Genomic DNA, 19,304 nt, shown 5'->3' with positions numbered 1-19,304 from the left:
ATAGAGCGGACGTGCAACTTTAGCCAACGATGAAATACGCCGCACTCACAGGCAATGATCCGGCCCGCACCGGCCGCTCCCGAAGGGCTAAATGGAAGTCAGGCTCGCCCGATCGGATCAGCGCGCCGCATGCCTGGCCAGCGCGTGCTCGATCAGCACGTCGATGGTCTGGCTGTAGCCGATGCCTGAGGCGGCAAGCGCCTTGGCATACATCGAGATGTCGGTGAAGCCGGGAATGGTGTTGACCTCGTTGACAAGCAGGCTGCCGTCGGCGCGCAGGAAGAAATCGACGCGCGCCATGGCTTCGCAGCCAAGCGCCTGGAACGCCTGCCGCGCCATATCCCTGGCCTTTTCGGCCACATCGGCCGGGACATCGGCGGGCACCTTGACCAGCGCGCCGTCGGCATCGAGATATTTGGCCTCATAGGTGTAGAAGCCGTGCTTGCCGGCCGGAATGATCTCGCCGGGCAGCGACACCGTCAGCGACCCGTCGGCGCGCTCCAGCACCGAGAACTCGATCTCGCGGCCCTCGACGAATTCCTCGATCAACACTTTGCCGTCGTAGCGGAAAGCCGTGTCGATGGCCTGCTCGAAGCCGTCCCTGTCATTCACCTTGCTGACCCCGAAGGACGAGCCCTGGCGCGCCGGCTTGGCGAAGAAAGGCAGGCCGAGCGTCCCGGCAATCTCCTGGAAGGAATGCTTGCCGTTTCGATGCACGGTGATGGAGCGGGCAACCGCCAGTCCCGCCTCGCGCATCAGCCGCTTGGCGACGTCCTTGTCCATGGCGGCGGCCGAGGCGAGAATGCCGCAGCCGACATAGGCGACATCGGCGACCTCGGCATAGCCCTGCACCGAGCCGTCCTCGCCGAACGGCCCGTGCAGCACCGGGAACACGACGTCGATGGGGGGCAGCTCAGGCTGCGTACCATCCCGCAACACCGCAACCAGCCGGCCCTTGCCTCCGGGCAACAAAGCAACCTCCGGGCCGTCTTCGGAGGCCGGCGCCCCTGCCGCCTCATCGCCGATCGCCGCGGCGCGATCGAGTTGTTGCAGCAGCCACCTGCCGCCTCGCGAAATGGCGATCGGCACGATATCGTAGCGCGTGCGGTCGATCGCCTTCAGCACATTGGCGGCCGAAAGGCGCGACACGTCGTGCTCGGCCGAACGCCCGCCATAGAGGATGGCCACTCTTGTCTTGTCGGTCATCAAAATCCCTCGACTGTCAAAAAATCAAATGGCGACGGCAATGCCGCGATTGGCAAAGAAGCGGTCGAAATCGGCCGGTGACAACACTGCGTCTGCCTGTGTGGCGGGCTCATGGCCGGACGGGTTGTGAAAGCGGAAACCTTCGTCGGATGCCGCGGTGATCAGCACCAGATGGCCGCCCTTCGAGGGCGGCTCGCGCTCGGGCCAGCGGATCGAGCTGCTGACCGACGCGATGAAGAAGCGCGTCCGCTGCATGATCGCCGGAATGTCTGATGTGGCGACATTGGTCATCACCTCGGCGCGCAGGCCGAAAGCTTCCTTCACGAAGCTGACGAAGGGCGCGTAGATCAGCCCCTTGATCGATCCCTCATTGACGACATAGCCGCCATATAAGGTGCAGCGCCTGGCAAGTTCGATCGTCGGCACGATCTCGCCGCGGCTGGCCAGGATCATCTTAAGGCAGGCCATGCCGCAGATGTTGGCGGCCCAGATTGCGTATTCATCGAGGGTCTCCGCCCCGGATCGCCTCCACAGCGGATCGCGCCTGAGCGCAACATCCGCGCCGTCGGCGAGCACGTCCAGCGTCATGTCAGGCGTTTCCCACTGGCTGAAAAACGGCACGGTTTCAGGCGGCGGGCTCATGCGGTCTCCTCGGTCGGCTGGTTCCATCTCGTATACGAGGATACGAGATGGATGAAAAGCCGTGACATTCAGTGGCGCGACCCAGAAGATGTCATCTTCCGTTTCGGTCAACCATCGCTGACATCCGGGGTTAGCGGAAGCCTCTCCCGCCTTCGTCATCCACAGGCGGAGCAGGAGCGAAGCTCCGTCGCGGAGACCCGAGGATGACGAACGTGGTGAATGCTGCGCGCCGCCTACTCGGCCTTCGCCCAGCCGAAAACCAGCCACGCATATTTCGATTTTTCGTAGGGTTCGACAGTGTAGGTCATCTGCATGTCGCCGTCCTTGGCGTAGATATCCAGCCGGGGCGCCGTATCCAGCTCGAGCCACGCCGAACTCTTGCTGAACGACCAGGTTCCGCACCAGACGCAAGGCCCCGACGTCGGATCCCCGGGCTGGTGAAAATTGTAGCGGCCGTCCGCCGTGATCTCCAGATAATCGAACGCCCCGTAAAACGCGGTCACCGTCTGCTGGAACTCACTGGCGGCCGCTTCCTGTTCCGGTGTCGGCGCATCCTTCATATCGCGCGGCGGCCGGATGGCTCCGCCGTTGAGTTTCCATTTGCCGACAAAATCCTTCTCGGTCGGAAGATATTCCTCCTGGGCCTGCGCCGATGAAATATAAGCAAAGGATGATATACTTGTGAGGCCAACGGCCCCGATCGCAAATAGAAGCGTGGCGGCACAGATCGCCCTTGCTGGGTTTTGCATAAAAAAAATATCTCCACGGGGGGGTAAGGGGAGTTTTATTGAAAATTTGTGGCGGACGTTGCTTCGGGACCGATTCCCATCCGCCATTTGCACGGTTAGCATCGGGGCCACCGATCTGGCAACGCAAGGCAGCCTCTCTCCAGCATCGCCCATGCACCCGCGATCCCGGCCGGCTGAATATCGGCAGCTTAGAAGGTGATCTTCACCGAAGCGGCGCTGCGACGATGCGGGCCGTGATGGACGGCCTCGATGTTGTTGCCGTCCGGATCGAGCAGGAAGGCGGCGTAATAGCCGGGGTGATAGGGCCGTTCGCCCGGCGCGCCATTGTCCGTGCCGCCGGCCGCCAGCCCGGCCTTGTAGAAGCCGTCGACCATGGCGTGGTCCCTTGCCTGGAAAGCCAGGTGATGGCGGCCGGTGAGTTTTCTCTGTGCGGCCCGGCTGTCGGCAGTGGAGACAAACAGCTCGTCGGCCCAGAAAAAGTCGGCGCCGCTACCTCCGATCGGGACATCGAGCGCCTGCAGGACCGCCTCGTAGAAACGCCGGCTGGCCGCGAGGTTTCTGACCACCAGCTGGATGTGGTCGATGAGCCGGCCGCGATGCAATTCCTGGGTTTCCATGAAAACGCCTCCTCGTGTGGGTTCGAATTTAGGTTGGGATAGGGCGTCGTCAACGCGGATACTTCCCAGCAAACAAAGGGCCCGCCGGGAGGGGATCCGGCGGGCCTTTGGAAAGCATGTCTAGCCTTCAGGGGTCTGAGGGGGGATCAGACCTGGTAAGAACCTTTGTTGGCCGCGGAGGTTCCACCCGAACAAAAAAATTGCCGATGGCCCGTCCGCGGAATTCAAGCAATGGAGGCGATTTCTTCGCGAGACCACTCACAGTTTGGAACTTTCCGCTCGCAACCGGGTTTGGTGGCGCGGTGGGAGGAATTGCGATTGGATTGTTTTCAGAGGCTCGAAGCGCTGGTCGACAGCGCCGCTGTCGACGATATCGAGGAAGCAACCGCTCTGCTGCGCCGGTTCAAGGGCAGGTCGCGCGAGGTCGCGGCAGCCATCGACGAATTCATGCTCGATTTCATGACCTTGGTCTTCGTCGTCGAAAACGGCGAAGAAGGTTTCGAAAGGCCGGTCCGCAAGCTCGCTCGCACCAGGCTTTCAAAGCTTGAGCGGCTGGTGACTGTAACGGCGGAGGAAAAGCCGGCTTCCAGCGCCGGCCTATCCCTTCAGGATGGCGGCTAGCCTTGGAATGCCTTCGCTCACCGCGCGCCGGTCGGCGAGCGTGAAGGACAGCCGCAGCGTGTTGCGCCCGGTGCCATCGGCATAAAAGGCGTTGCCCGGCACGAAGGCGACCCGCGCTTCCTTCACCGACCGAGCCAGAAGCTCGGTGGCGTCGGCCCCTTCCGGCAGTGTCACCCAGACGAACATGCCGCCTTCCGGGCGGCTCCAGGTCACGCCTTCGGGCATGTGGGCTTCCAGTGCCGAGAGCAGCCCGTCGCGGCGCTCGCGATAGGCGTCGATGAGTTTTTCCACCTGGCCTTCGAACACGGCTTCGGCGACGCGATGCATCACCACCTGGTTGATCGACGGGCTGTGCAGGTCCGAGGCCTGCTTCATCAGCACCAGCTTCTCGACAATGTGGCGCGGCGCGCACACCCAGCCGACCCGCATGCCCGGCGACAGGATCTTCGAGAACGAGCCGCAATAGAGCGTGCGCGCCTTGTCGATGCCGCCGGACCGGGCACAATCGAGCGCCAGGATCGGCGGCTCGCCCTCGCCGTCATAGCGCAGCGCGCGGTAAGCGGCATCCTCGATGACGGCGATGTCGAGTTCGCCGGCAAGGTCGAGCACCGCCTCGCGCTGCTCACGGTTCAGCGTGTTGCCGGTCGGGTTGGCGAAATCCGGCACCAGATAGGCGAATTTGGCCTTGCCGCCATTGGCGGCCGCCGCCGCGCGATAGGCATCGGGCGTCATGTTGCCGCCGGCCGGGGTCAGCCGGTCGTAGCGCGGCTCATAGGCGTTGAAAGCCTGCAGCGCGCCGAGATAGGTCGGCCACGTCACCAGCGCGGTGTCGCCCGGCGACAGGAACAGCTTGCCGAGATAATCCAGCGCCTGCTGCGAGCCGGAGGTGATGAAGATGTTGGCCTCGTCGCAGGCGACGCCGAGCTTGCCCATCTGCCCGGCGAGCCAGCGCCGCAACGGCAGATAGCCTTCCGAGACCTGGTACTGCAGCGCAGCGCCCGCCTCGGCGCCACCCAGCACATCGGCATAGGCGTCGCGGATCGCCTCGGCTGGGAACAGCGCCGGATCGGGAATACCGCCGGCAAACGAGATGATGTCCGGCTGGTCGAGCAGCTTCAGCAGCTCGCGGATTTCGGACGCTTTCATGCGCGACGAGCGCGAAGCCAACAGGTTCATAAGGGTCACGGCACGCCTCCCCGGACGCTGCAATATAGGTCAACTTGACTGACCTATATCCCCTCTTGGCTGCGAATTGAAGTGTGCCTGAACGGTTTCCCGAATGCGCCAGCGCTGGCGCACTGCTCGAACGCCGCGAGCAGTTCCACAAAAGTGTTGCAGCGTTTTCCGACCGCCTAAAGGCTCTTCTTGTAGCCGAGATGGCTGCCGGTGAAGCCGAGGCTTTCGTAAAAACGATGCGCGTCCGCCCGCCCTTTGTCGGTGGTCAGTTGGACGAGGCCGCAGCCGCGCGCGCGGCACGCGTCGATCGCCCATTCGATCATCTGCCTGCCGATGCCGTCCGAGCGCCTGTGGCCGGCGACCCGAACCGCCTCGATCTGGCCGCGCCACGCGCCCTTGCGCGAGAGCCCGGCAAGGAAAGTTATCTGCAAGGTGCCGACCACCTCGCCGCCACCCACGGCCACCGCCAGCAGCTGATTGGGATCGGCGTCGATGGCGTTGAAAGCGTCGACATAACCTTGCGCCAGCGGCAAGGAAGCGTCCTCGCGGCCGGCGCCAAGCGGATCGTCGGCCAGCATGGCCACGATATCAGGCAGGTCGGAGGCCTGCGCACGGCGGAAGGTGATCATGGTGTCGAGATATCGCGAGGCGGCGGCAGCGGCAAGATTTGAATACGTTCCCACTAGGCGCGGGCTAAACTTCGCCCTCATAAACCCGCTGCGCCTGCGTCAGCGCCTCATCGAGCCGCGCGCCCTCGGCATATCCAGCCAGGTTCCGCGGCCGCTCCATGTCAGGCATCAGCCTCGGACACGGCTCGGCGGCGCCGACCACCATCCGCACCGGGATGACGCCGGCCCAAACCGGATGCCCGTAATCCTCCTCGTCGTCGCCGACGCCCTTGGCGCGCACCTTCGCCGATGCCTCTTCAATACGCATGCCGATCACCGTCGTCGCCTTGGCCTCCTGCGCCGAGATCGGCCTCAGGGTCTCGCTCCGGCCGGGATAGAAACGGTCGACGACGCCGGCCAGCGCCTTCAGTTTCTCCTGCGGCTCGTCGACGATTCGCGCCGTGCCGAAACACATCGCCGAGCGGTAGTTGGCCGAATGGTTGAAGCCCGAGCGCGCCAGCACCAGCCCGTCGAGATGCGACACCGTGAGACAGGCCGGCGTGCCGCCGCGCAGATTGCGCAGCATGCGGCTGGCCGACGAGCCGTGCCAGTACAGCATGTCGTCCTCGCGCCAGTGGATGGTCGGCGTGCAATAGGGCTGGCCATCGAACGTATAGGCGACATGGCACAGCAGCCCGGCATCCAGCACCGCGAAGACTGCCGCATGGTCGTAGCTGCCGCGCTCGTGCAGGCGCTTGACGCGGTTGCGGCTGGTGGTCGGAAAACTGGCTGGCGTGTCGTTCACGGCTTGCATCCTTGGTTGTCGTCTGCCAACCATGCGCCATGACATTGGTCGATAAAAGAACCAATCCCATGAAGAAAAACCAGACCAATTTTCCGGATTGGTCGGCGCTGATCCCGGTCCTGCCGGGCGACGGCCCGCGCAGCCGCGAGCTTTATGCGGCGCTCAGGCGGCTGATCGAGACCGGCGCGCTGGCCACCGGGGCGAAACTCCCGACCACCCGGGATCTCGCACAGCGCTTCGGCCTGTCGCGTTCGGCGGCGGTTGCCTGTTTCGAAATGCTGATCTCGGAGGGGTTTGCGGTCGCCAAGGTCGGCGCCGGCACCTTCGTCGCGCCTGATGTGCCGCATCTGCCGCTGACGCTGATCAAGCCGCGTCCAGCGGAGATCGACGTCGCGGCGTCGCTACCTTGCGGCCTTGGCGTTGCGGTCTCCGATCCGCGCACGCTTGATATGTTTCGCATCCTTCTGTCGCGCCACCTCACCCGCCCCGGACCGGAGCATTTCCGCTATGGCGATCCGCGCGGCGGCCTGCCGCTGCGCACGGCAATTGCCACCTATCTCAGGACCGCACGCGGCGTGCGCTGCGACGCCGGCCAGATCGTGCTGACGTCGGGCACGCAGCAGGGGCTGGATCTCCTGGTGCGTGCAGCACTTCGTCCCGGCGATGCCGTCTGGATCGAAAACCCCTGCTATCCCATGGCGCACGCCGTGCTGGCCGGCAGCGGCGCCAGGGTTTTTGGCGTACCAGTCGACGCCGAAGGGCTCGATCCCGAGATCGGCGAAAGCCTGTGCTCCAAGGCGCGCGCGGCCTATGTCACGCCCTCGCATCAATACCCGCTCGGCGTGACGATGACGATGCGCCGCCGTCTCGCTTTGCTCGACTGGGCGCGGCGCAACGATGCCTGGATCATCGAGGACGACTACGACAGCGAGTTCCGCTATGCCGGCCCGCCGCTGACCTCGCTGCAGGGCATGGACGGCTCGGGCCGTGTCGCCTATCTCGGCACCTTCTCGAAAATCCTCTTCCCCGGCCTGCGCATCGGCTATGTCGTGGTGCCCGAAGCGCTGCTCGATGCCGTGATGGCGGTCAGGGCGCGCTCCGATCGCTTCCCCTCGACGCTTGCCGAAGGCGCGCTGACCGACCTGTTGAACGAGGGCCATTTCGCCGCGCATCTCAGGCGCGTGCGCCGCCGGGTGCAAGCCGCGCGCGACGTGCTGGTCGCCGGCCTCGAGACGCATTGCGGCGATGCCCTCGAAGTAACCGTGCCCGAACAGGGGCTGCACTTGATGGCGACGCTGAAGCACGCCGGGCCGGACACGGCGATCGTCGAGGCGGCGAAGGCGGCAGGTGTCGGCGCCAGGGCCTTGTCCTCGATGTTCATCGGCGGGGCGTCCCGGCAAGGCCTGGTGCTGGGTTTTTCCGGGTTTTCGGACGAGGAACTGATGGCCGCGACGGTACGACTGGGTGGGGTGATGGGCCCCAGTCCCGGCCGCCAAACTACCTGATCCTGCTCAAACAATCCTAGGGCGAAGCAGGAGCGCAGCTCCGTCTCGGAGGCCTTCGGATGACGAAGTCCTCAATCCCCATCGGCGGGCTGGGCCTTGCCGCACTGCGCCAGCACCTTGCCGATGGCCGCGCTTGAACCCTTCAGCGGAAAGCTGATCTCGCCATATTTGGCTGAACTGACCGACACATCGCCCTTGCCGCGCAACAGGTCGAGCAGCGGATCGGCTTTCGCCAGGTTGACCACGAAGTAGTTGTACATGGCCTCCAGCTGCAGCGCCTTAGTTACCGTCTTGCCGTCGGCCTTGAACGCGAACGAACCGCTGATGCCAGGCTCCAATTGCCGGCCGTTGGCGCCGAGATCGTAGCTCAGCACCGGCGTGTCGAAACAGGTCAGCATCAGATACGCATCGCCTTTCGGCCCGCCGCAGACCGAGGCCGTCAGCACGCTGCCGCCCTCGTCTTCCTCCATCCTGGCGCTCCAGCCGCCGCACGACGCGGCAAACGCCGGTTGCGCGGCCTGCAGGACCGCTACCGCACCGGCGACGACGAGATGTGCAACTCTCATGGCTCCCCCCAATTGACTGCCTTCAGGGCATTTGCAGCGCCCGTCGCCAGCATATAGGAAAAGCGATCCGATGGCATTGCCCCTTGCGGCAGCCGGTCCTGTTTCGCGGAGAGTTGGATTGAGAGCCTGCGTTCGCCTGTGTCTGTCCTTTGTCGCCCTGCTGGCCTTGCCGCTCACCGCTCATGCCGAGTGGAAGCCGGTCGAGAAGATCGAGCCCTACGCGATCTCGGGCCAGTCCGGCGCCGAACTCTACCGCTCGATCGGCGAGAAAGGGCCAAAGCTCGGCATTGCCCGCGCCATCGCCTACACCAATTTCAAGCTGACCTGGGGGCTAAGGGATTACAAGCCCAGCGGCAAGGACTGCGTGCTGACGGCCGGGCGGCCGAAGCTGATCGTCACCTACACTTTGCCGAAACCCTCCCGCTCCCTGCCGCCGGCCGTCCAGAAGAACTGGGACACCTTCATCGCCGGCGTCGCCGCCCATGAGAAGGTGCATGGCGCCAGCATGGTCCAGATGGTCCACGACATCCAAGCCGCGACGGACGGCCTGACCGTCGCCGACGATCCCAAATGCAGCAAGACCAGGGCCGAGGTGGTCAAGCGGCTCGACGCGATCTCGAAGGCGCGGGTGCAGGCAAGCCGCGACTTCGACCGTATCGAATTCGGCAATGGCGGCAATTTGCAGAAACTGGTTTTTTCGCTCGTGACCGGCCCCTGAAGCCACCTGACACGGATCAGGAGGCGGGCACTGATGACTTACCACGAAATGCCGGGGGGACAGCGCCCCTCTGTCCTGCCGGACATCTCCCCCGCAAGGGAGGAGATTGTGCTCTCATTTCTGCTTTCGGCAAATTTCCAGCGTTGCAAGACAGGCGCAGCAATTGAAGCTGCCATCTCCCCCTTGCGGGGGAGATGGCCGGCAGGCCAGAGGGGAGTCTGACAGAACTCGGCCCCTTCCAGCTACCGCGGTATGGGCGCGAGGTGCGAGCCCTCACCGCGTTTCCGCGTTCGCCCGCAGCTCCGCCCGCTTCTCGTCCGACACCACGGCCAGATCCAGCACCTTCTGCAATTCGGCCGCATGGCGGAAGGACGGTTCGGCCTGCACGCCCGTGCGCACCGCGTCAGTGAAACGCTGGTAGTTGGTCTCCACCGTGCCGGGGTCGCGCTCTTCCCATATGGCGTTCTCGACATTCTCCCCCACGCATGCCTTGAGCGTCGAACCGTCGAGGTTGTGCACCACTTCGATGCCGCCCTTCTCGCCATAGATGCGCAGACGCAGTTCGTTGAGATGGCCTGTTGCCCAGCGGCTGGCATGCACCACGCCGAAGGCGCCGTTGGAAAAATCCAGCGTCATGGCGAAGCTGTCATTGGCGTCGAGTCCGTAGTCGCCGATGCGGTTGCCGGGCGCCTTGTCGAAGGCGCGCAGCCGGCAGAAGACATGGTCGATGCCGACGGCTGCGCCATAGCTGGCGAAATCGAGGATGTGGATGCCGACATCGCCGAGCACGCCATTGGAACCGTGGCCGCGCGACAGCCGCCACAGCCATTTCGGATCGGTGCGCCAGTCGCCCCAGAATTTCGACACCAGCCAGCTCTGCAGATAGGACGCCTCGACATGCCTGACGGTGCCGATCTCGCCCGCTTGCACCATCTGGCGCGCTTTCTGCAGCGCGGCCACATTGCGATAGGTGAGGTTCACCATGTTGACGATGCCGGCAGCCTCGGCGGCATCGGCCATCTCGGTCGCCTTGCCGAAGTTTTCGGCCAGCGGCTTTTCGCACAGCACCGGCTTGCCGGCGGCGATCAGCGCCATGGTGGTCGGGTGGTGGATGCGGTCGGGCGTGACATTGGCCACCGCGTCGAACTCGCCCCATGCCAGCGCCTCCTCCAGCGCGGTAAAGCGGTTGGGAATGTCAAAGCTGTCGGCGAACTCGCCGACCCGCGCCGGATCGACATCGACCGCGCCGACAATGTCGACGCCCTCGATGGCGCTGAAGCGCCGGGCATGTTCCTGCGCCATCCAGCCGGTGCCGAGTATCAAAAGCCGCATTATTTGCTCCTTGGGGTGAGATGCCGGAATCCCCTCCCGGCCGACGCCCTCAAATAGCGCGTATAATGCCGCCGTCGACCCGGATGTTCTGGCCGGTGATGTAGCCGGCGCCCTCCGACGCCAGGAAGGCGATGGTCGCGGCGACCTCTTCCGAAGTCCCGTAGCGCTGCATCGGCACGCTGTCGCGGCGTTCTTCGGTGGCCGGCAGGCTGTCGATCCAGCCGGGCAGCACATTGTTCATGCGCACATTGTCGGCGGCATAGGTGTTGGCGAAGATCTTGGTGTAAGCGGCAACGCCGGCTCGGAACACGGCGGACGTCGGGAACATCGGGCTCGGCTCGACCACCCAGGCCGTCGAGATGTTGATGATGGCCCCACCCTTCTGCTTGACCATCTGGGGTGCCACGATGCGCACCGGCCGGATGACGTTGAGGAGGTAGACGTCCATGCCGGTGTGCCATTGCTCGTCGGTGATCTCGAGGATCGGCGCGCGCGGCCCGTGGCCGCCGCTGTTGACCAGCACGTCGATGCGGCCATAGCGCTCCAGCGTCAGGTCGACGAGGCGCTGCAGATCGTCGTTCGACTGGTTGGAGCCGGTGACGCCGAGCCCGCCAAGCTCCTTGGCCAGCGCCTCGCCCTTGCCCGAAGAGGAAAGAATGGCAATCTTGAAGCCGTCCGCCGCCAGCCGCTTGGCCGCCGCCGCCCCCATGCCGCTGCCGCCGGCCACCACCACAGCTACTTTTTCTACACTCATCGGATTTCCCTCTCAGGGTTTGCGGGCACCGCAAGCGGTGTTTTCGGGAGTTGAGCGTTGATATAGCTGGTTTTCCCCGTCGGTTCGAACCAGAATGCCTGAAATCAACCTGTAGAAAAACTACTGCATGCCCGAAACCTTCCTCAGCTTGCCGCCGTTGAATGCGCTGCGCGCCTTCGAAGCCTCGGCGCGTCATCTCAACTTCCGCATCGCGGCCGAAGAGCTCAACGTCACGCAAGGGGCGGTCGCCCAGCACATTCGCGGGCTGGAGGCCGATCTCGGCACGAAGCTGTTCGAGCGGCTGCCGCGCGGCCTGGCGCTGACCGATGAGGGCCGCGCCTATGTCCCCAACATCCGCCGCGCCTTCGACCTGATCTCGGAGGCGACGCTGCTGCTTCGTCCCGAGCCGGCGCGGCTGACGATCAGCGTGACGCCGAGCTTCGCCACCAAATGGCTTATCCCGAGGCTGCACGATTTCGTCGCGCACAACCCGCTGGTCGACCTGCGCGTACTGGCCAGCGAAAGCCTGTCGAGCTTCCAGGTCGATGGCGTCGACATCGCGGTCAGGCAGGGCCGCCCACCCTTCGGCGCCGGGCTGGTCGTCGACCTGTTGTTTCCCCAGCAGATCGTCGCCGTGTGCAGCCCGGCCCTGCTGCCGGCCGACGCGATCGAGATCGCGGCCTCCGAAATCCAGCGCCACGTGCTGCTGCACGATGCCCACAATCTGTGGCCGGAATTCATGGAAAAGGCGGTCGGCCTGAAGATGACGACCGAACTCAAACGCATGCGCTTCAACCAGACCGGCCTCGCCATCGACGCGGCCGTCGCCGGCCAGGGCATTGCGCTGGCCAGCCGCTTTCTCGTCGCCGCCGACCTCGCCGCCGGCCGTCTGGTTCAGCCCGTCAGCGGCGAAATGCGCGGCACGCAGGATTTTTATGTCGTGATGCCGAGAAAACAGCGCCACCCCGAGCCGACGCAAGCCGTGCGGCAATGGTTGCTGGATGCCGGAGAGCGACGACCTTTGTCGTGAGACCTTCGCACGCACGGAGACGTCAAGCCGCTTGCCTATGAGGCAACGACGGGCGCACCGCGAAAGATCGCCACGGCGGCAGCGACGATTTCCGCATTGTCCTTGGCTGTCCTGCCGTCGGCGAGCGTCTTGCCGTCTTCCAGACCGACCCGTGTCGACCAGCGCTGGCGATGCGCAAGCTCGACGAGGGGCCAGACAGTTGTGTCGACGCCATGCAGCAGGATCGGCTGCCGTACCCCGGCGCGCTCGAGTACGGCGGCGATGCCATGCGCTTCATCGAGTGCAGCGGACAGATCGGGGATGTCGATCTCGATCAGATTGCGCAGCACCTGGTTGTGGCCGGGAAGCGCTACGAAGCGCTCGGCATCGGCGACGACGGCAAGCCCCGTCTCGATGCCTACACCACGCTGGCGCAGCAACTCCATCACGGCGGGCGCATCCGGTTCGGACAGGTTGACCGAAGCATAGTCAGGCAGGTCTCGCCAGCCGGCGATCGCCGCGCGGGTCCGCTCGACGTCGTTCTCGATCCAGGCGCCGGTCGACACGCCAACCAGTGTTCCCGGGCAGGTCCGGCGCACCGCCAGCACCGTGGCGTCGACGGCTGCCAGGCTTTCGCGTCCGTCGGTGCCGCGCGGATGGATATGCAGTTCGGCCGCTCCAGCGGCGACGCAGGCTGCCGCATCGCTGGCCATTGCCTCGGCGGTCAGCGGCAGCTTCGGGTGGAAATCGCGCGGACGCGCGCCGTTGATGCAGGCCTGGACGATCATCGATGTCACCTTGCGCAAGGGGCCGCAGTGTAGCTGTGCGGCGTTGAAACTGCCAATCTCCCCCTCGTAGGGGAGATCGGCAGCTTCAACGCCGCGCGCCTGCTCACAACATTCGGCGGCATTTGAATAAAAGCCGCTTGTGGATATTTACCCGGCGTTCCCTCGTCTCCGGCAAGCTCTTTTTAGGGCGGGGTCATGGAGGGACCATTGACCAGCGATTTTTCAGCCGCCCGCATCCACCTCGAACGCGCCTATCATTATCTGCAAGGCAATGACGAGACGAGCCGTGCCGCCTGTGACGCGCTCGATCTGTTGATCGAAGCGGTGACGGAGGCGCAGCACAGGCGACCCGAGGCTGGAGTGCTGGAGTTCCCGCAATCGACGGCGCGGCGAACCGGATAGAAAGTGTCGAGTTTCAGGCCAGTCCGGCCTGGCCTGAAACTCGCCGCACCCGGATCACGATGCCTTGCGGGCCGTCGCTCCCTTGGTTGCGCGCGCGACAATTCGCTCGAGCGGCTCCGGCCGGTGCAGCAAAAATCCCTGGCCGAAGGCGACCCCCATGTCGCTCAACATGGCCAGCGTGTCCTGCCGTTCGATCTTCTCACCGACCACGTCGCAACCGAGGCTACGGGCAATGCTGGTGATGGCCAGCACGATCTCGCGGTCGAAGCGGCTTTGCGTGATGTGCTCGATGAAGGAACCGTCGATCTTGATCGTGTCGACGGGGAACCGCCGGAGATATTCGAACGAGCTCATGCCGGCTCCGAAATCGTCGAGGCCGACCCGGCAGCGCCGCTCGCGCGCCTTGCGCACGAACTGTTCGGCGGCATCGAAATTGGTGACGGCGGCGGTTTCGGTGATCTCGAAGCCGATGCCCGAATGCGGCGCCCCGGTTTCTTCTATGACGCTGTCGACGAAGTCCCAAAGCTGCGGATCGCTCAGCGTCTGCGCCGACAGATTGAAGCCAAGCGTCAGCGCCCCCGAACGCAAGGCGGCACCATGCCGCGACAGCGCGGTGCGGATGATCCAGCGATCGAGCCGCGACGCGATGCCGAACCGCTCGGCCACCGGAATGAACTCGCCGGGTGGCACCAGCCGGCCGTTGCGTGCGGCGAGCCTGGCCAAGACTTCGACATGACGGCTTTCCTGCCAGGGGCGGCCCAGAAGATGGATTTCCTGGCCAAACAGATTCAGCCTGCCGTCTTCCATGGCATCGACCGTATCGGCGACGATGCGCGCCGCGTTGAGGCCACCCGAACCCGATGCCGTATCGGTGGAGAAGACGGCAAATCGGTTTCGCCCGGCGGCCTTGGCCGCGTAGCAGGCGTCGTCGGCACAGGCCAGCGCGTCGGCCACCGTCGTGTCGGCGTCATCGACGAAAGCGATACCGATCGAGGCCGCCAGCTTGCGCGACGTGGCCGTCGATCCAAGTTCGGCATCGCGAACCGCGGCAAGTACCGCGTCGGCCAGCCGCCCGGCCTGCGCCGCATCGCAATTGGGCATCAGCAGCGCGAACTCGTCACCGCCCAGGCGCGCGGCATGCGCCGTCGCGGGAAGGCAGCCCAGAATGCCTTGCGCAACGCTTTTCAGTGCCAGGTCGCCGGCCGCGTGGCCGGCAAAATCGTTGAGTGCCTTGAAGTAGTCGAGATCGACATAGAACACGGAAAGCGGCAGCAACTGCGCGGCCGCGATATGATCGGCCAGCAGCCGGTCGAACGCGGCGCGGTTCAAGAGACCGGTGAGCGCGTCATGGCGGGCCGCATAGGCAAGCTCCTGCTCGCGCTGCTTGTCTTCGGTGATATCGCGCACCGTGCCCAGGATCTGCCCCGCCAGCCGGCGGTCCCGGATTTGCGGGTCGGCGATGAAACGCAGCAGGGATTCTATGTGCCGGACCTCTCCGTCGCGCCGCACGATGCGGTATTGCACGGCGGTGACCTTGTCCGTTTCGAGCGGCACCAGATGCGCGCGCGACGCGGCCTCCTTGTCGTCCGGATGCAGATAGCCGAACCAGTGGTCGCGCTCGACTTCGGCGGTGTCGGAGACGAGCCCGAAAATCTCCCTGGTGCGTTCGTCCCAATAACTTTTGCCGCCCGCGAGGTCGTGGTGCCAGATGCCGGTGCCGCTGGCGGCGAGCGCCAGGCGAAAGCGCACATTGACCTGCTCGAGTTCGGCCTCGGCGGCCTTCTGCTTGGAGATGTCGGTCTGCACACCCATCAGCCTGAGCGGCTTTCCCATCGCGTCGCGCTCGACGACGCCGCCGCGATCGAGCACCCACACCCAATGTCCCTGCTTGTGCTTCAGCCGCAATTCGGTCTCGATGGCGTCGGTCAGGCCGGCAATGTGGCGGTCGCCGCTGGCCAGCGCCCGCTCGCGGTCGTCGGGATGGGTCAGTTGCAGCCAAAGGTCGCTGGTGTTGGCCAATTCGCTCTCATCGTAGCCTAGCATCCGCGCCCAGGTCGCGGAATAAAAGCAGTCGCCGGTCACAAGATCCCAGTCCCAGACGCCAAGATGCGCGCGCTCCAGGGCTTTTGCCCAGAACGTTCCATTGCGACTTTTCTTACCCTGACGCGCCATCGTCTGCTTCGCCTGCTCCACCGCGGCGCAATCTGCGGCAAAACCAGAGAAGAAACAGTTACCGCGCGGGCGGAGTTGTCGACGTCTGATTGGGAGCCCCTGTTCATCAAGGCCGTACCGAACTACTCCAGGCAGCCGTCAATTTCCCCAGGTCGACGACACGACATTGCCCGCCGTCACGCCGGACAGTCTTTCGCGCTTCTCGAGCCTCCGCTTTTCATAGGTCTTCTTCATTGCCATCGCCTTCTCCCGTGGCCATCCGATTTCCAGGGTCTAGCTGAGGCGGGGCAGCCATGCTTGGGCTCAGCGGAACGGGTTCCGGCCCAGGCGGCCCTGCCCGGCGCCGAACCCGCCTTTTCGATTGGCCGGCAGGAACCGGAGTTTTGTGTCTGGCGGATCGTCCTACTGCTGCCCAGGTCAGCGGCGCAAGCCGGTGACCCCTGGATCATCGGCGGCGCCGATGATCCCATGCACGACAACAACAAGGACCTTCCAATGACCAAGCAAGAAGACAACAAGGCCGTCGTCGTCAGATGGTTCACCCACTTCTGGGGTGAACGTTGCGATCTGTCCGTCGTCGACGAGATCACGGCACCCGACATGCTGCTGAAATATTCGCTGCACGAGCCGCGCCGCGGCCGCGACGACATCAAGGCCTTCATGACCGACTTCCGCGCCGCCTTCCCGGACCTCAACTTCTGGGCCACCGCCGACCTGATTGCCGAGGGCGACTATGTCGTCGGCCAGTGGGAGGGCGGCGGCACGCATACCGGCCCAGCCTTCGGCGACTTCCTCGTCGGTTCGCTGCCGGCCGCCACCGGCCGCACCATGCGCTTCACCGGCACCACGGTGCTGAAGGTGGTTGACGGCAGGATCGTCGAGGAAATCGGCCTCGATGACGGCGTCGCCGTCCTCACCCAGCTCGGTCTGATCAAGACCGCCTGAGGCGATCAGGCAAAACGATCGTTCGGGCCAGGCGGCGTCAATGCCGCCTGGCCTCATTGCTTATTGGCTCGGCGCCATTGCGTGCTCGCATGACACTTTCGGATTCATGTCGGCGAACGTGCCTGTCGGGTTCCCTTTCCAGGCCCAGACATGCAGCTCGTAGAATTCACCCAGGCCATAACGGTTGGGGGCGCTGTTGAAGTTGAACAGCTGGCCGTCCAACGATGCCGGTCCTTTCGAAGTGATGTACTCGACCGCCACCAGCTTCAGCGTGCCATCGGCCATCGGCTCGTACATCACAGCTTCGGGACGGGCGATGTCGATCTTGTCGTCCTTCAGATACTGGCCGTTGACATAGTGGATGCCCATGGCGCCGCCGGTGATGCCGCTGGCACAAGGAATAGGCGCATAGCCCTCTGATACCGCTGCCTTGACGTCGACAAACCGGCTGTTGACAGCCCGCACCTTGTCGGCCAGCGGGTTGGGGCCGGAGGCAGCTTCAGCCGGCTCCTGATGCGCCTGCGCGAGGGTGGTGCAGATTGCCAGCATGGTCCCTGCCATAAGAAGTCCGCTGCGAAAGTTTGATATCATCTTCATTCCATTCTTCTTGAAAAAGCACAGCTGGCCGGCCGCCGAAAATACGGAGGCCCGGCAGGCAAGCGCTGTGGCTGTTGTTGCTTGGAGATCCCGAAATTGATGTAACGGCTACCGAAAAGGATCATCCCTTCGGCAGATACGGGATCGTTCCGGCCAGATCGGTGTTGTCGATCATCTGGAAACGGCTGTCGCTGCCGTCCTGACGGGCCGAGACGAAGGGCGCGTAGGCAGGATCGGTGGTGAAGGCGCGCGCCGCCGCTTCCGACGGGAACGCCATCAGCGCGATCAGCGTGGTATCGAGCGGCTTGCCTTCAAGCGTTTTCACATTGCCGCTGCGCGACAGATATCTGCCGCCATGCTTGTGGACGAGATCGTGCACCGAGGCGGCGTAAGCCGGCACCCACTGCGGGTCGTTTATCTTGATGTCTGCGATAACGTAGGCGGTCATGGTGGTCTCCTGGTTGCGGTGCACAGGCGTATCCCGTGCAACCGGCCAAAAGGCTCGCATGGCAGGACCCTCGCCAACCAGTCCGCGATCTGTACCGGGGCAGTACAGTTTCCGTACTGGCCGCTTCATTCATGAAGGCCTAATATTCGGTCAGGTTTGAGGGAGAGGCACCAATCATGAGCCAGCACGGATACAAACAATTCTGTCCGCTATCGATGGCCGCTGAGGTGCTGTGCACCCGCTGGACCATGGTGCTGATGCGTGAACTGGTGGCCGGCTCGACCCGCTTCAATGATCTTCGCCGCGGCGTCCCCAAAATGTCGCCGACCCTTCTGTCGCAACGGCTGAAGGAACTTGAGATCGCCGGGATCGTCGAGCGCAAGGAAGTGCCGGGCGAAAAAGGCATCTTCGAATATCGGCTGACGGAAGCCGGCCGGGATTTGCGTCCTGTCGTCGAGGCGATGGGCTTCTGGGGGCAGAAATGGGTCGAGTCCCGGCTGTCGCTGAAGAACCTCGATCCGTCGTTGCTGATGTGGGACATGCGGCGCAATCTAAACCCCTCGCCGCTGCCTGAAGGGCGCACGGTGATACAATTCCTGTATCAGGATCTCCCGGCGTCCAAACGGTCGTGGTGGCTGATCGTCGAGAAGCACGGTGAAGTCGATCTGTGCTGGTACGATCCCGGCTTCGATGTCGATCTCTACGTCTCGACCGACCTGCACACGATGACGGCGATCTGGATGGGAGTGCTGACCGTCGAGAAGGCCGGCGCCAGGGTTGCCCTGACCGGCGACCAGGCCATCGGCAGGAAGATGCAGACCTGGCTCGGCCTCAGCCCGTTCGCGGTGGAACCCAAGCGCGCGGCTTAGGAGAATCGGTGCATGTTAGGCGCGCCTGCGGCCCCTGTCATTTGCAAGGTGATAGGGTTGCACGAGGACTTCGGCGGGAATTTTCCATTCCTTGTTCAGTTTGAAGACCATATCCAGGGTGAGTGCGCGCTTTTTGTTCAACACCTCGGTCGCCCGGGGTGATGATCCGATCACCTCGGCCAGCGCCTTCCGCGACAGGTTGAACAGTTCCATGTGCGAATGAATGGCTTCAACGGGATCCGGTGCTTCAATCGGGTAGTGCTTATCCTCATAAGCCTCGATCAGGGTTGCGAGAACGTCGAACCGGTCACCATCGAGAGAGCCGACCTCCGGCTCATTTTCGAAATATTTAGTGATTTCGGCGATCGCCCAATCGTAATCGGCTTCGGTTTTAATGGGTCGAATGTTTTCCATCACACCTTCTCCGGATCAATCTTGTCATACTCTTTGTGCGTGCCGACGAATTTGATCAGAACGCGGTGAAACTTGTAGGCGACGTGGACAATCAAACGATACTTGTTGCCGCTAATGTCGAAAATGATGCGATTGTCACCGACGAAATCGACTGTCGCTCCAAACGCATCCTTGACGTCAGCCGGGGTCTTCCAATCAGCATTCCCGACAGCCACATACCAAGCCGTCAAAGGAGCTTCGGCCTGATTGTGTTTTGCCCAAAAATCCTTCAGCGCCTTCTTGGCAATTATCTGCATGACCTGATATAGCAAATTCCCAAATTGGGAACAAGAGGTTTTTCCCAAATTGGGAAAGGCAAGTG

24 protein-coding genes are annotated in these 19,304 nt (G+C 63.8%); 7 read left to right on the top strand and 17 right to left on the bottom strand.

Annotated elements, in window-relative coordinates; genetic code table 11:
• Positions 1-117: 117 nt before the first annotated feature.
• The 4 genes from AC0NIL_RS15185 to AC0NIL_RS15170 all read right to left on the bottom strand — a co-directional run bounded on the left by AC0NIL_RS15185 (position 118) and on the right by AC0NIL_RS15170 (position 3,214).
• Positions 118-1,206, bottom strand: coding sequence for a D-alanine--D-alanine ligase family protein (locus tag AC0NIL_RS15185; RefSeq protein ID WP_473572125.1), 1,089 nt, complete (start codon positions 1,204-1,206; stop codon positions 118-120).
• Positions 1,207-1,230: 24 nt separating this feature from the next.
• Positions 1,231-1,848, bottom strand: coding sequence for a C39 family peptidase (locus AC0NIL_RS15180; RefSeq protein ID WP_024501618.1), 618 nt, complete (start codon positions 1,846-1,848; stop codon positions 1,231-1,233).
• A 233-nt stretch (positions 1,849-2,081) separates the two neighbouring features.
• A complete protein-coding gene (locus tag AC0NIL_RS15175; RefSeq protein WP_013530757.1) occupies positions 2,082-2,597 on the bottom strand; it encodes a hypothetical protein in 516 nt (171 codons plus the stop codon).
• 188 nt (positions 2,598-2,785) lie between these two features.
• Positions 2,786-3,214, bottom strand: a complete 429-nt coding sequence (locus AC0NIL_RS15170; protein ID WP_275952650.1) for a VOC family protein — start codon at positions 3,212-3,214, stop codon at positions 2,786-2,788.
• 318 nt (positions 3,215-3,532) lie between these two features.
• Here AC0NIL_RS15170 and AC0NIL_RS15165 point away from each other — a divergent pair, with 318 nt between their 5' ends.
• A complete protein-coding gene (locus AC0NIL_RS15165) occupies positions 3,533-3,835 on the top strand; it encodes a hypothetical protein (RefSeq protein WP_275952649.1) in 303 nt (100 codons plus the stop codon).
• Here the strand turns inward: AC0NIL_RS15165 and AC0NIL_RS15160 are convergent.
• The 3 genes from AC0NIL_RS15160 to AC0NIL_RS15150 all read right to left on the bottom strand — a co-directional run bounded on the left by AC0NIL_RS15160 (position 3,812) and on the right by AC0NIL_RS15150 (position 6,457).
• On the bottom strand, positions 3,812-5,011 hold the full coding sequence (locus AC0NIL_RS15160) for an aminotransferase-like domain-containing protein (RefSeq protein ID WP_032807972.1): 1,200 nt from the start codon (positions 5,009-5,011) through the stop codon (positions 3,812-3,814). The two genes, AC0NIL_RS15165 and AC0NIL_RS15160, sit on opposite strands and share 24 nt — an antisense overlap.
• Positions 5,012-5,187: 176 nt before the next feature.
• The gene (locus AC0NIL_RS15155) at positions 5,188-5,640 is read right to left on the bottom strand and encodes a GNAT family N-acetyltransferase (RefSeq protein WP_275953156.1); all 453 of its coding nucleotides are present in this window, start codon (positions 5,638-5,640) and stop codon (positions 5,188-5,190) included.
• A 64-nt stretch (positions 5,641-5,704) separates the two neighbouring features.
• A complete protein-coding gene (locus tag AC0NIL_RS15150; protein ID WP_063168570.1) occupies positions 5,705-6,457 on the bottom strand; it encodes a pyridoxamine 5'-phosphate oxidase family protein in 753 nt (250 codons plus the stop codon).
• Between the two features lie 35 nt (positions 6,458-6,492).
• Between AC0NIL_RS15150 and pdxR the strand changes: the two genes are divergently transcribed.
• Positions 6,493-7,929: a MocR-like pyridoxine biosynthesis transcription factor PdxR gene (pdxR, locus tag AC0NIL_RS15145; protein WP_473572127.1), complete on the top strand. Its 1,437-nt coding sequence runs from the start codon at positions 6,493-6,495 to the stop codon at positions 7,927-7,929.
• A gap of 71 nt (positions 7,930-8,000) precedes the next feature.
• Here pdxR and AC0NIL_RS15140 read toward each other — a convergent pair whose 3' ends face one another.
• Entirely contained in the window at positions 8,001-8,495 is a 495-nt protein-coding gene (locus AC0NIL_RS15140; RefSeq protein ID WP_224621167.1) for a hypothetical protein, read from the bottom strand.
• A gap of 118 nt (positions 8,496-8,613) precedes the next feature.
• Here AC0NIL_RS15140 and AC0NIL_RS15135 point away from each other — a divergent pair, with 118 nt between their 5' ends.
• The gene (locus AC0NIL_RS15135; protein WP_275952647.1) at positions 8,614-9,213 is read left to right on the top strand and encodes a DUF922 domain-containing Zn-dependent protease; all 600 of its coding nucleotides are present in this window, start codon (positions 8,614-8,616) and stop codon (positions 9,211-9,213) included.
• Between the two features lie 273 nt (positions 9,214-9,486).
• Here AC0NIL_RS15135 and AC0NIL_RS15130 read toward each other — a convergent pair whose 3' ends face one another.
• Both AC0NIL_RS15130 and AC0NIL_RS15125 read right to left on the bottom strand, forming a co-directional pair.
• Entirely contained in the window at positions 9,487-10,545 is a 1,059-nt protein-coding gene (locus AC0NIL_RS15130; protein WP_064993918.1) for a Gfo/Idh/MocA family protein, read from the bottom strand.
• Between the two features lie 49 nt (positions 10,546-10,594).
• Positions 10,595-11,299 carry an SDR family oxidoreductase gene (locus tag AC0NIL_RS15125; protein ID WP_024501629.1) on the bottom strand — a complete coding sequence of 235 codons (705 nt, stop codon included), beginning with the start codon at positions 11,297-11,299 and terminating at the stop codon, positions 10,595-10,597.
• A 127-nt stretch (positions 11,300-11,426) separates the two neighbouring features.
• On the opposite strand from AC0NIL_RS15125, the gene AC0NIL_RS15120 reads away from it, so the two are divergent.
• The gene (locus AC0NIL_RS15120) at positions 11,427-12,329 is read left to right on the top strand and encodes a LysR substrate-binding domain-containing protein (protein ID WP_473572129.1); all 903 of its coding nucleotides are present in this window, start codon (positions 11,427-11,429) and stop codon (positions 12,327-12,329) included.
• Positions 12,330-12,364: 35 nt separating this feature from the next.
• Here the strand turns inward: AC0NIL_RS15120 and AC0NIL_RS15115 are convergent, their stop codons facing one another.
• The gene (locus tag AC0NIL_RS15115) at positions 12,365-13,096 is read right to left on the bottom strand and encodes a 3-keto-5-aminohexanoate cleavage protein (protein WP_127369119.1); all 732 of its coding nucleotides are present in this window, start codon (positions 13,094-13,096) and stop codon (positions 12,365-12,367) included.
• Between the two features lie 207 nt (positions 13,097-13,303).
• On the opposite strand from AC0NIL_RS15115, the gene AC0NIL_RS15110 reads away from it, so the two are divergent.
• Positions 13,304-13,498 (top strand): hypothetical protein, encoded by a 195-nt coding sequence (locus AC0NIL_RS15110; protein ID WP_024501638.1) that lies wholly within the window; start codon positions 13,304-13,306, stop codon positions 13,496-13,498.
• A 54-nt stretch (positions 13,499-13,552) separates the two neighbouring features.
• Here the strand turns inward: AC0NIL_RS15110 and AC0NIL_RS15105 are convergent, their stop codons facing one another.
• Positions 13,553-15,670 (bottom strand): EAL domain-containing protein, encoded by a 2,118-nt coding sequence (locus tag AC0NIL_RS15105; protein ID WP_473572130.1) that lies wholly within the window; start codon positions 15,668-15,670, stop codon positions 13,553-13,555.
• 138 nt (positions 15,671-15,808) lie between these two features.
• A complete protein-coding gene (locus AC0NIL_RS15100; RefSeq protein WP_473572132.1) occupies positions 15,809-15,910 on the bottom strand; it encodes a putative RiPP precursor in 102 nt (33 codons plus the stop codon).
• A 255-nt stretch (positions 15,911-16,165) separates the two neighbouring features.
• Between AC0NIL_RS15100 and AC0NIL_RS15095 the strand changes: the two genes are divergently transcribed.
• Entirely contained in the window at positions 16,166-16,615 is a 450-nt protein-coding gene (locus AC0NIL_RS15095; protein ID WP_473572134.1) for an ester cyclase, read from the top strand.
• Between the two features lie 60 nt (positions 16,616-16,675).
• Here the strand turns inward: AC0NIL_RS15095 and AC0NIL_RS15090 are convergent, their stop codons facing one another.
• Both AC0NIL_RS15090 and AC0NIL_RS15085 read right to left on the bottom strand, forming a co-directional pair.
• Positions 16,676-17,212: a hypothetical protein gene (locus tag AC0NIL_RS15090; RefSeq protein WP_174564969.1), complete on the bottom strand. Its 537-nt coding sequence runs from the start codon at positions 17,210-17,212 to the stop codon at positions 16,676-16,678.
• Between the two features lie 121 nt (positions 17,213-17,333).
• Entirely contained in the window at positions 17,334-17,660 is a 327-nt protein-coding gene (locus AC0NIL_RS15085) for a DUF1330 domain-containing protein (protein ID WP_013530739.1), read from the bottom strand.
• A gap of 176 nt (positions 17,661-17,836) precedes the next feature.
• On the opposite strand from AC0NIL_RS15085, the gene AC0NIL_RS15080 reads away from it, so the two are divergent.
• Complete coding sequence (locus AC0NIL_RS15080) at positions 17,837-18,529, top strand: winged helix-turn-helix transcriptional regulator (protein ID WP_024501641.1); 693 nt, start codon at positions 17,837-17,839, stop codon at positions 18,527-18,529.
• A gap of 15 nt (positions 18,530-18,544) precedes the next feature.
• On the opposite strand, the gene AC0NIL_RS15075 is transcribed toward AC0NIL_RS15080, so the two are convergent.
• A complete protein-coding gene (locus tag AC0NIL_RS15075; RefSeq protein ID WP_024501642.1) occupies positions 18,545-18,943 on the bottom strand; it encodes a helix-turn-helix domain-containing protein in 399 nt (132 codons plus the stop codon).
• A complete protein-coding gene (locus AC0NIL_RS15070; protein ID WP_013530736.1) occupies positions 18,943-19,239 on the bottom strand; it encodes a type II toxin-antitoxin system HigB family toxin in 297 nt (98 codons plus the stop codon). Before AC0NIL_RS15070 ends, AC0NIL_RS15075 begins: the two co-directional genes overlap by 1 nt.
• Positions 19,240-19,304 lie beyond the last annotated feature (65 nt).

This window comes from Mesorhizobium sp. WSM1343 (assembly GCF_055901535.1).
Note: the sequence above shows the minus strand (reverse complement) of the source record. Positions and strands in the feature narration are given on the sequence as shown.

Bases quoted from the DNA above. Each gene is read 5' to 3' on its own strand.
- AC0NIL_RS15185 (WP_473572125.1), bottom strand. From the start codon at position 1,206: ATGACCGACAAGACAAGAGTGGCCATCCTCTATGGCGGGCGTTCGGCC.
- AC0NIL_RS15180 (WP_024501618.1), bottom strand. From the start codon at position 1,848: ATGAGCCCGCCGCCTGAAACCGTGCCGTTTTTCAGCCAGTGGGAAACG.
- AC0NIL_RS15175 (WP_013530757.1), bottom strand. From the start codon at position 2,597: ATGCAAAACCCAGCAAGGGCGATCTGTGCCGCCACGCTTCTATTTGCG.
- AC0NIL_RS15170 (WP_275952650.1), bottom strand. From the start codon at position 3,214: ATGGAAACCCAGGAATTGCATCGCGGCCGGCTCATCGACCACATCCAG.
- AC0NIL_RS15160 (WP_032807972.1), bottom strand. From the start codon at position 5,011: ATGAACCTGTTGGCTTCGCGCTCGTCGCGCATGAAAGCGTCCGAAATC.
- AC0NIL_RS15155 (WP_275953156.1), bottom strand. From the start codon at position 5,640: ATGATCACCTTCCGCCGTGCGCAGGCCTCCGACCTGCCTGATATCGTG.
- AC0NIL_RS15150 (WP_063168570.1), bottom strand. From the start codon at position 6,457: ATGGTTGGCAGACGACAACCAAGGATGCAAGCCGTGAACGACACGCCA.
- pdxR (WP_473572127.1), top strand. From the start codon at position 6,493: ATGAAGAAAAACCAGACCAATTTTCCGGATTGGTCGGCGCTGATCCCG.
- AC0NIL_RS15140 (WP_224621167.1), bottom strand. From the start codon at position 8,495: ATGAGAGTTGCACATCTCGTCGTCGCCGGTGCGGTAGCGGTCCTGCAG.
- AC0NIL_RS15130 (WP_064993918.1), bottom strand. From the start codon at position 10,545: ATGCGGCTTTTGATACTCGGCACCGGCTGGATGGCGCAGGAACATGCC.
- AC0NIL_RS15125 (WP_024501629.1), bottom strand. From the start codon at position 11,299: ATGAGTGTAGAAAAAGTAGCTGTGGTGGTGGCCGGCGGCAGCGGCATG.
- AC0NIL_RS15120 (WP_473572129.1), top strand. From the start codon at position 11,427: ATGCCCGAAACCTTCCTCAGCTTGCCGCCGTTGAATGCGCTGCGCGCC.
- AC0NIL_RS15115 (WP_127369119.1), bottom strand. From the start codon at position 13,096: ATGATCGTCCAGGCCTGCATCAACGGCGCGCGTCCGCGCGATTTCCAC.
- AC0NIL_RS15105 (WP_473572130.1), bottom strand. From the start codon at position 15,670: ATGGCGCGTCAGGGTAAGAAAAGTCGCAATGGAACGTTCTGGGCAAAA.
- AC0NIL_RS15100 (WP_473572132.1), bottom strand. From the start codon at position 15,910: ATGGCAATGAAGAAGACCTATGAAAAGCGGAGGCTCGAGAAGCGCGAA.
- AC0NIL_RS15095 (WP_473572134.1), top strand. From the start codon at position 16,166: ATGACCAAGCAAGAAGACAACAAGGCCGTCGTCGTCAGATGGTTCACC.
- AC0NIL_RS15090 (WP_174564969.1), bottom strand. From the start codon at position 17,212: ATGAAGATGATATCAAACTTTCGCAGCGGACTTCTTATGGCAGGGACC.
- AC0NIL_RS15085 (WP_013530739.1), bottom strand. From the start codon at position 17,660: ATGACCGCCTACGTTATCGCAGACATCAAGATAAACGACCCGCAGTGG.
- AC0NIL_RS15080 (WP_024501641.1), top strand. From the start codon at position 17,837: ATGAGCCAGCACGGATACAAACAATTCTGTCCGCTATCGATGGCCGCT.
- AC0NIL_RS15075 (WP_024501642.1), bottom strand. From the start codon at position 18,943: ATGGAAAACATTCGACCCATTAAAACCGAAGCCGATTACGATTGGGCG.
- AC0NIL_RS15070 (WP_013530736.1), bottom strand. From the start codon at position 19,239: ATGCAGATAATTGCCAAGAAGGCGCTGAAGGATTTTTGGGCAAAACAC.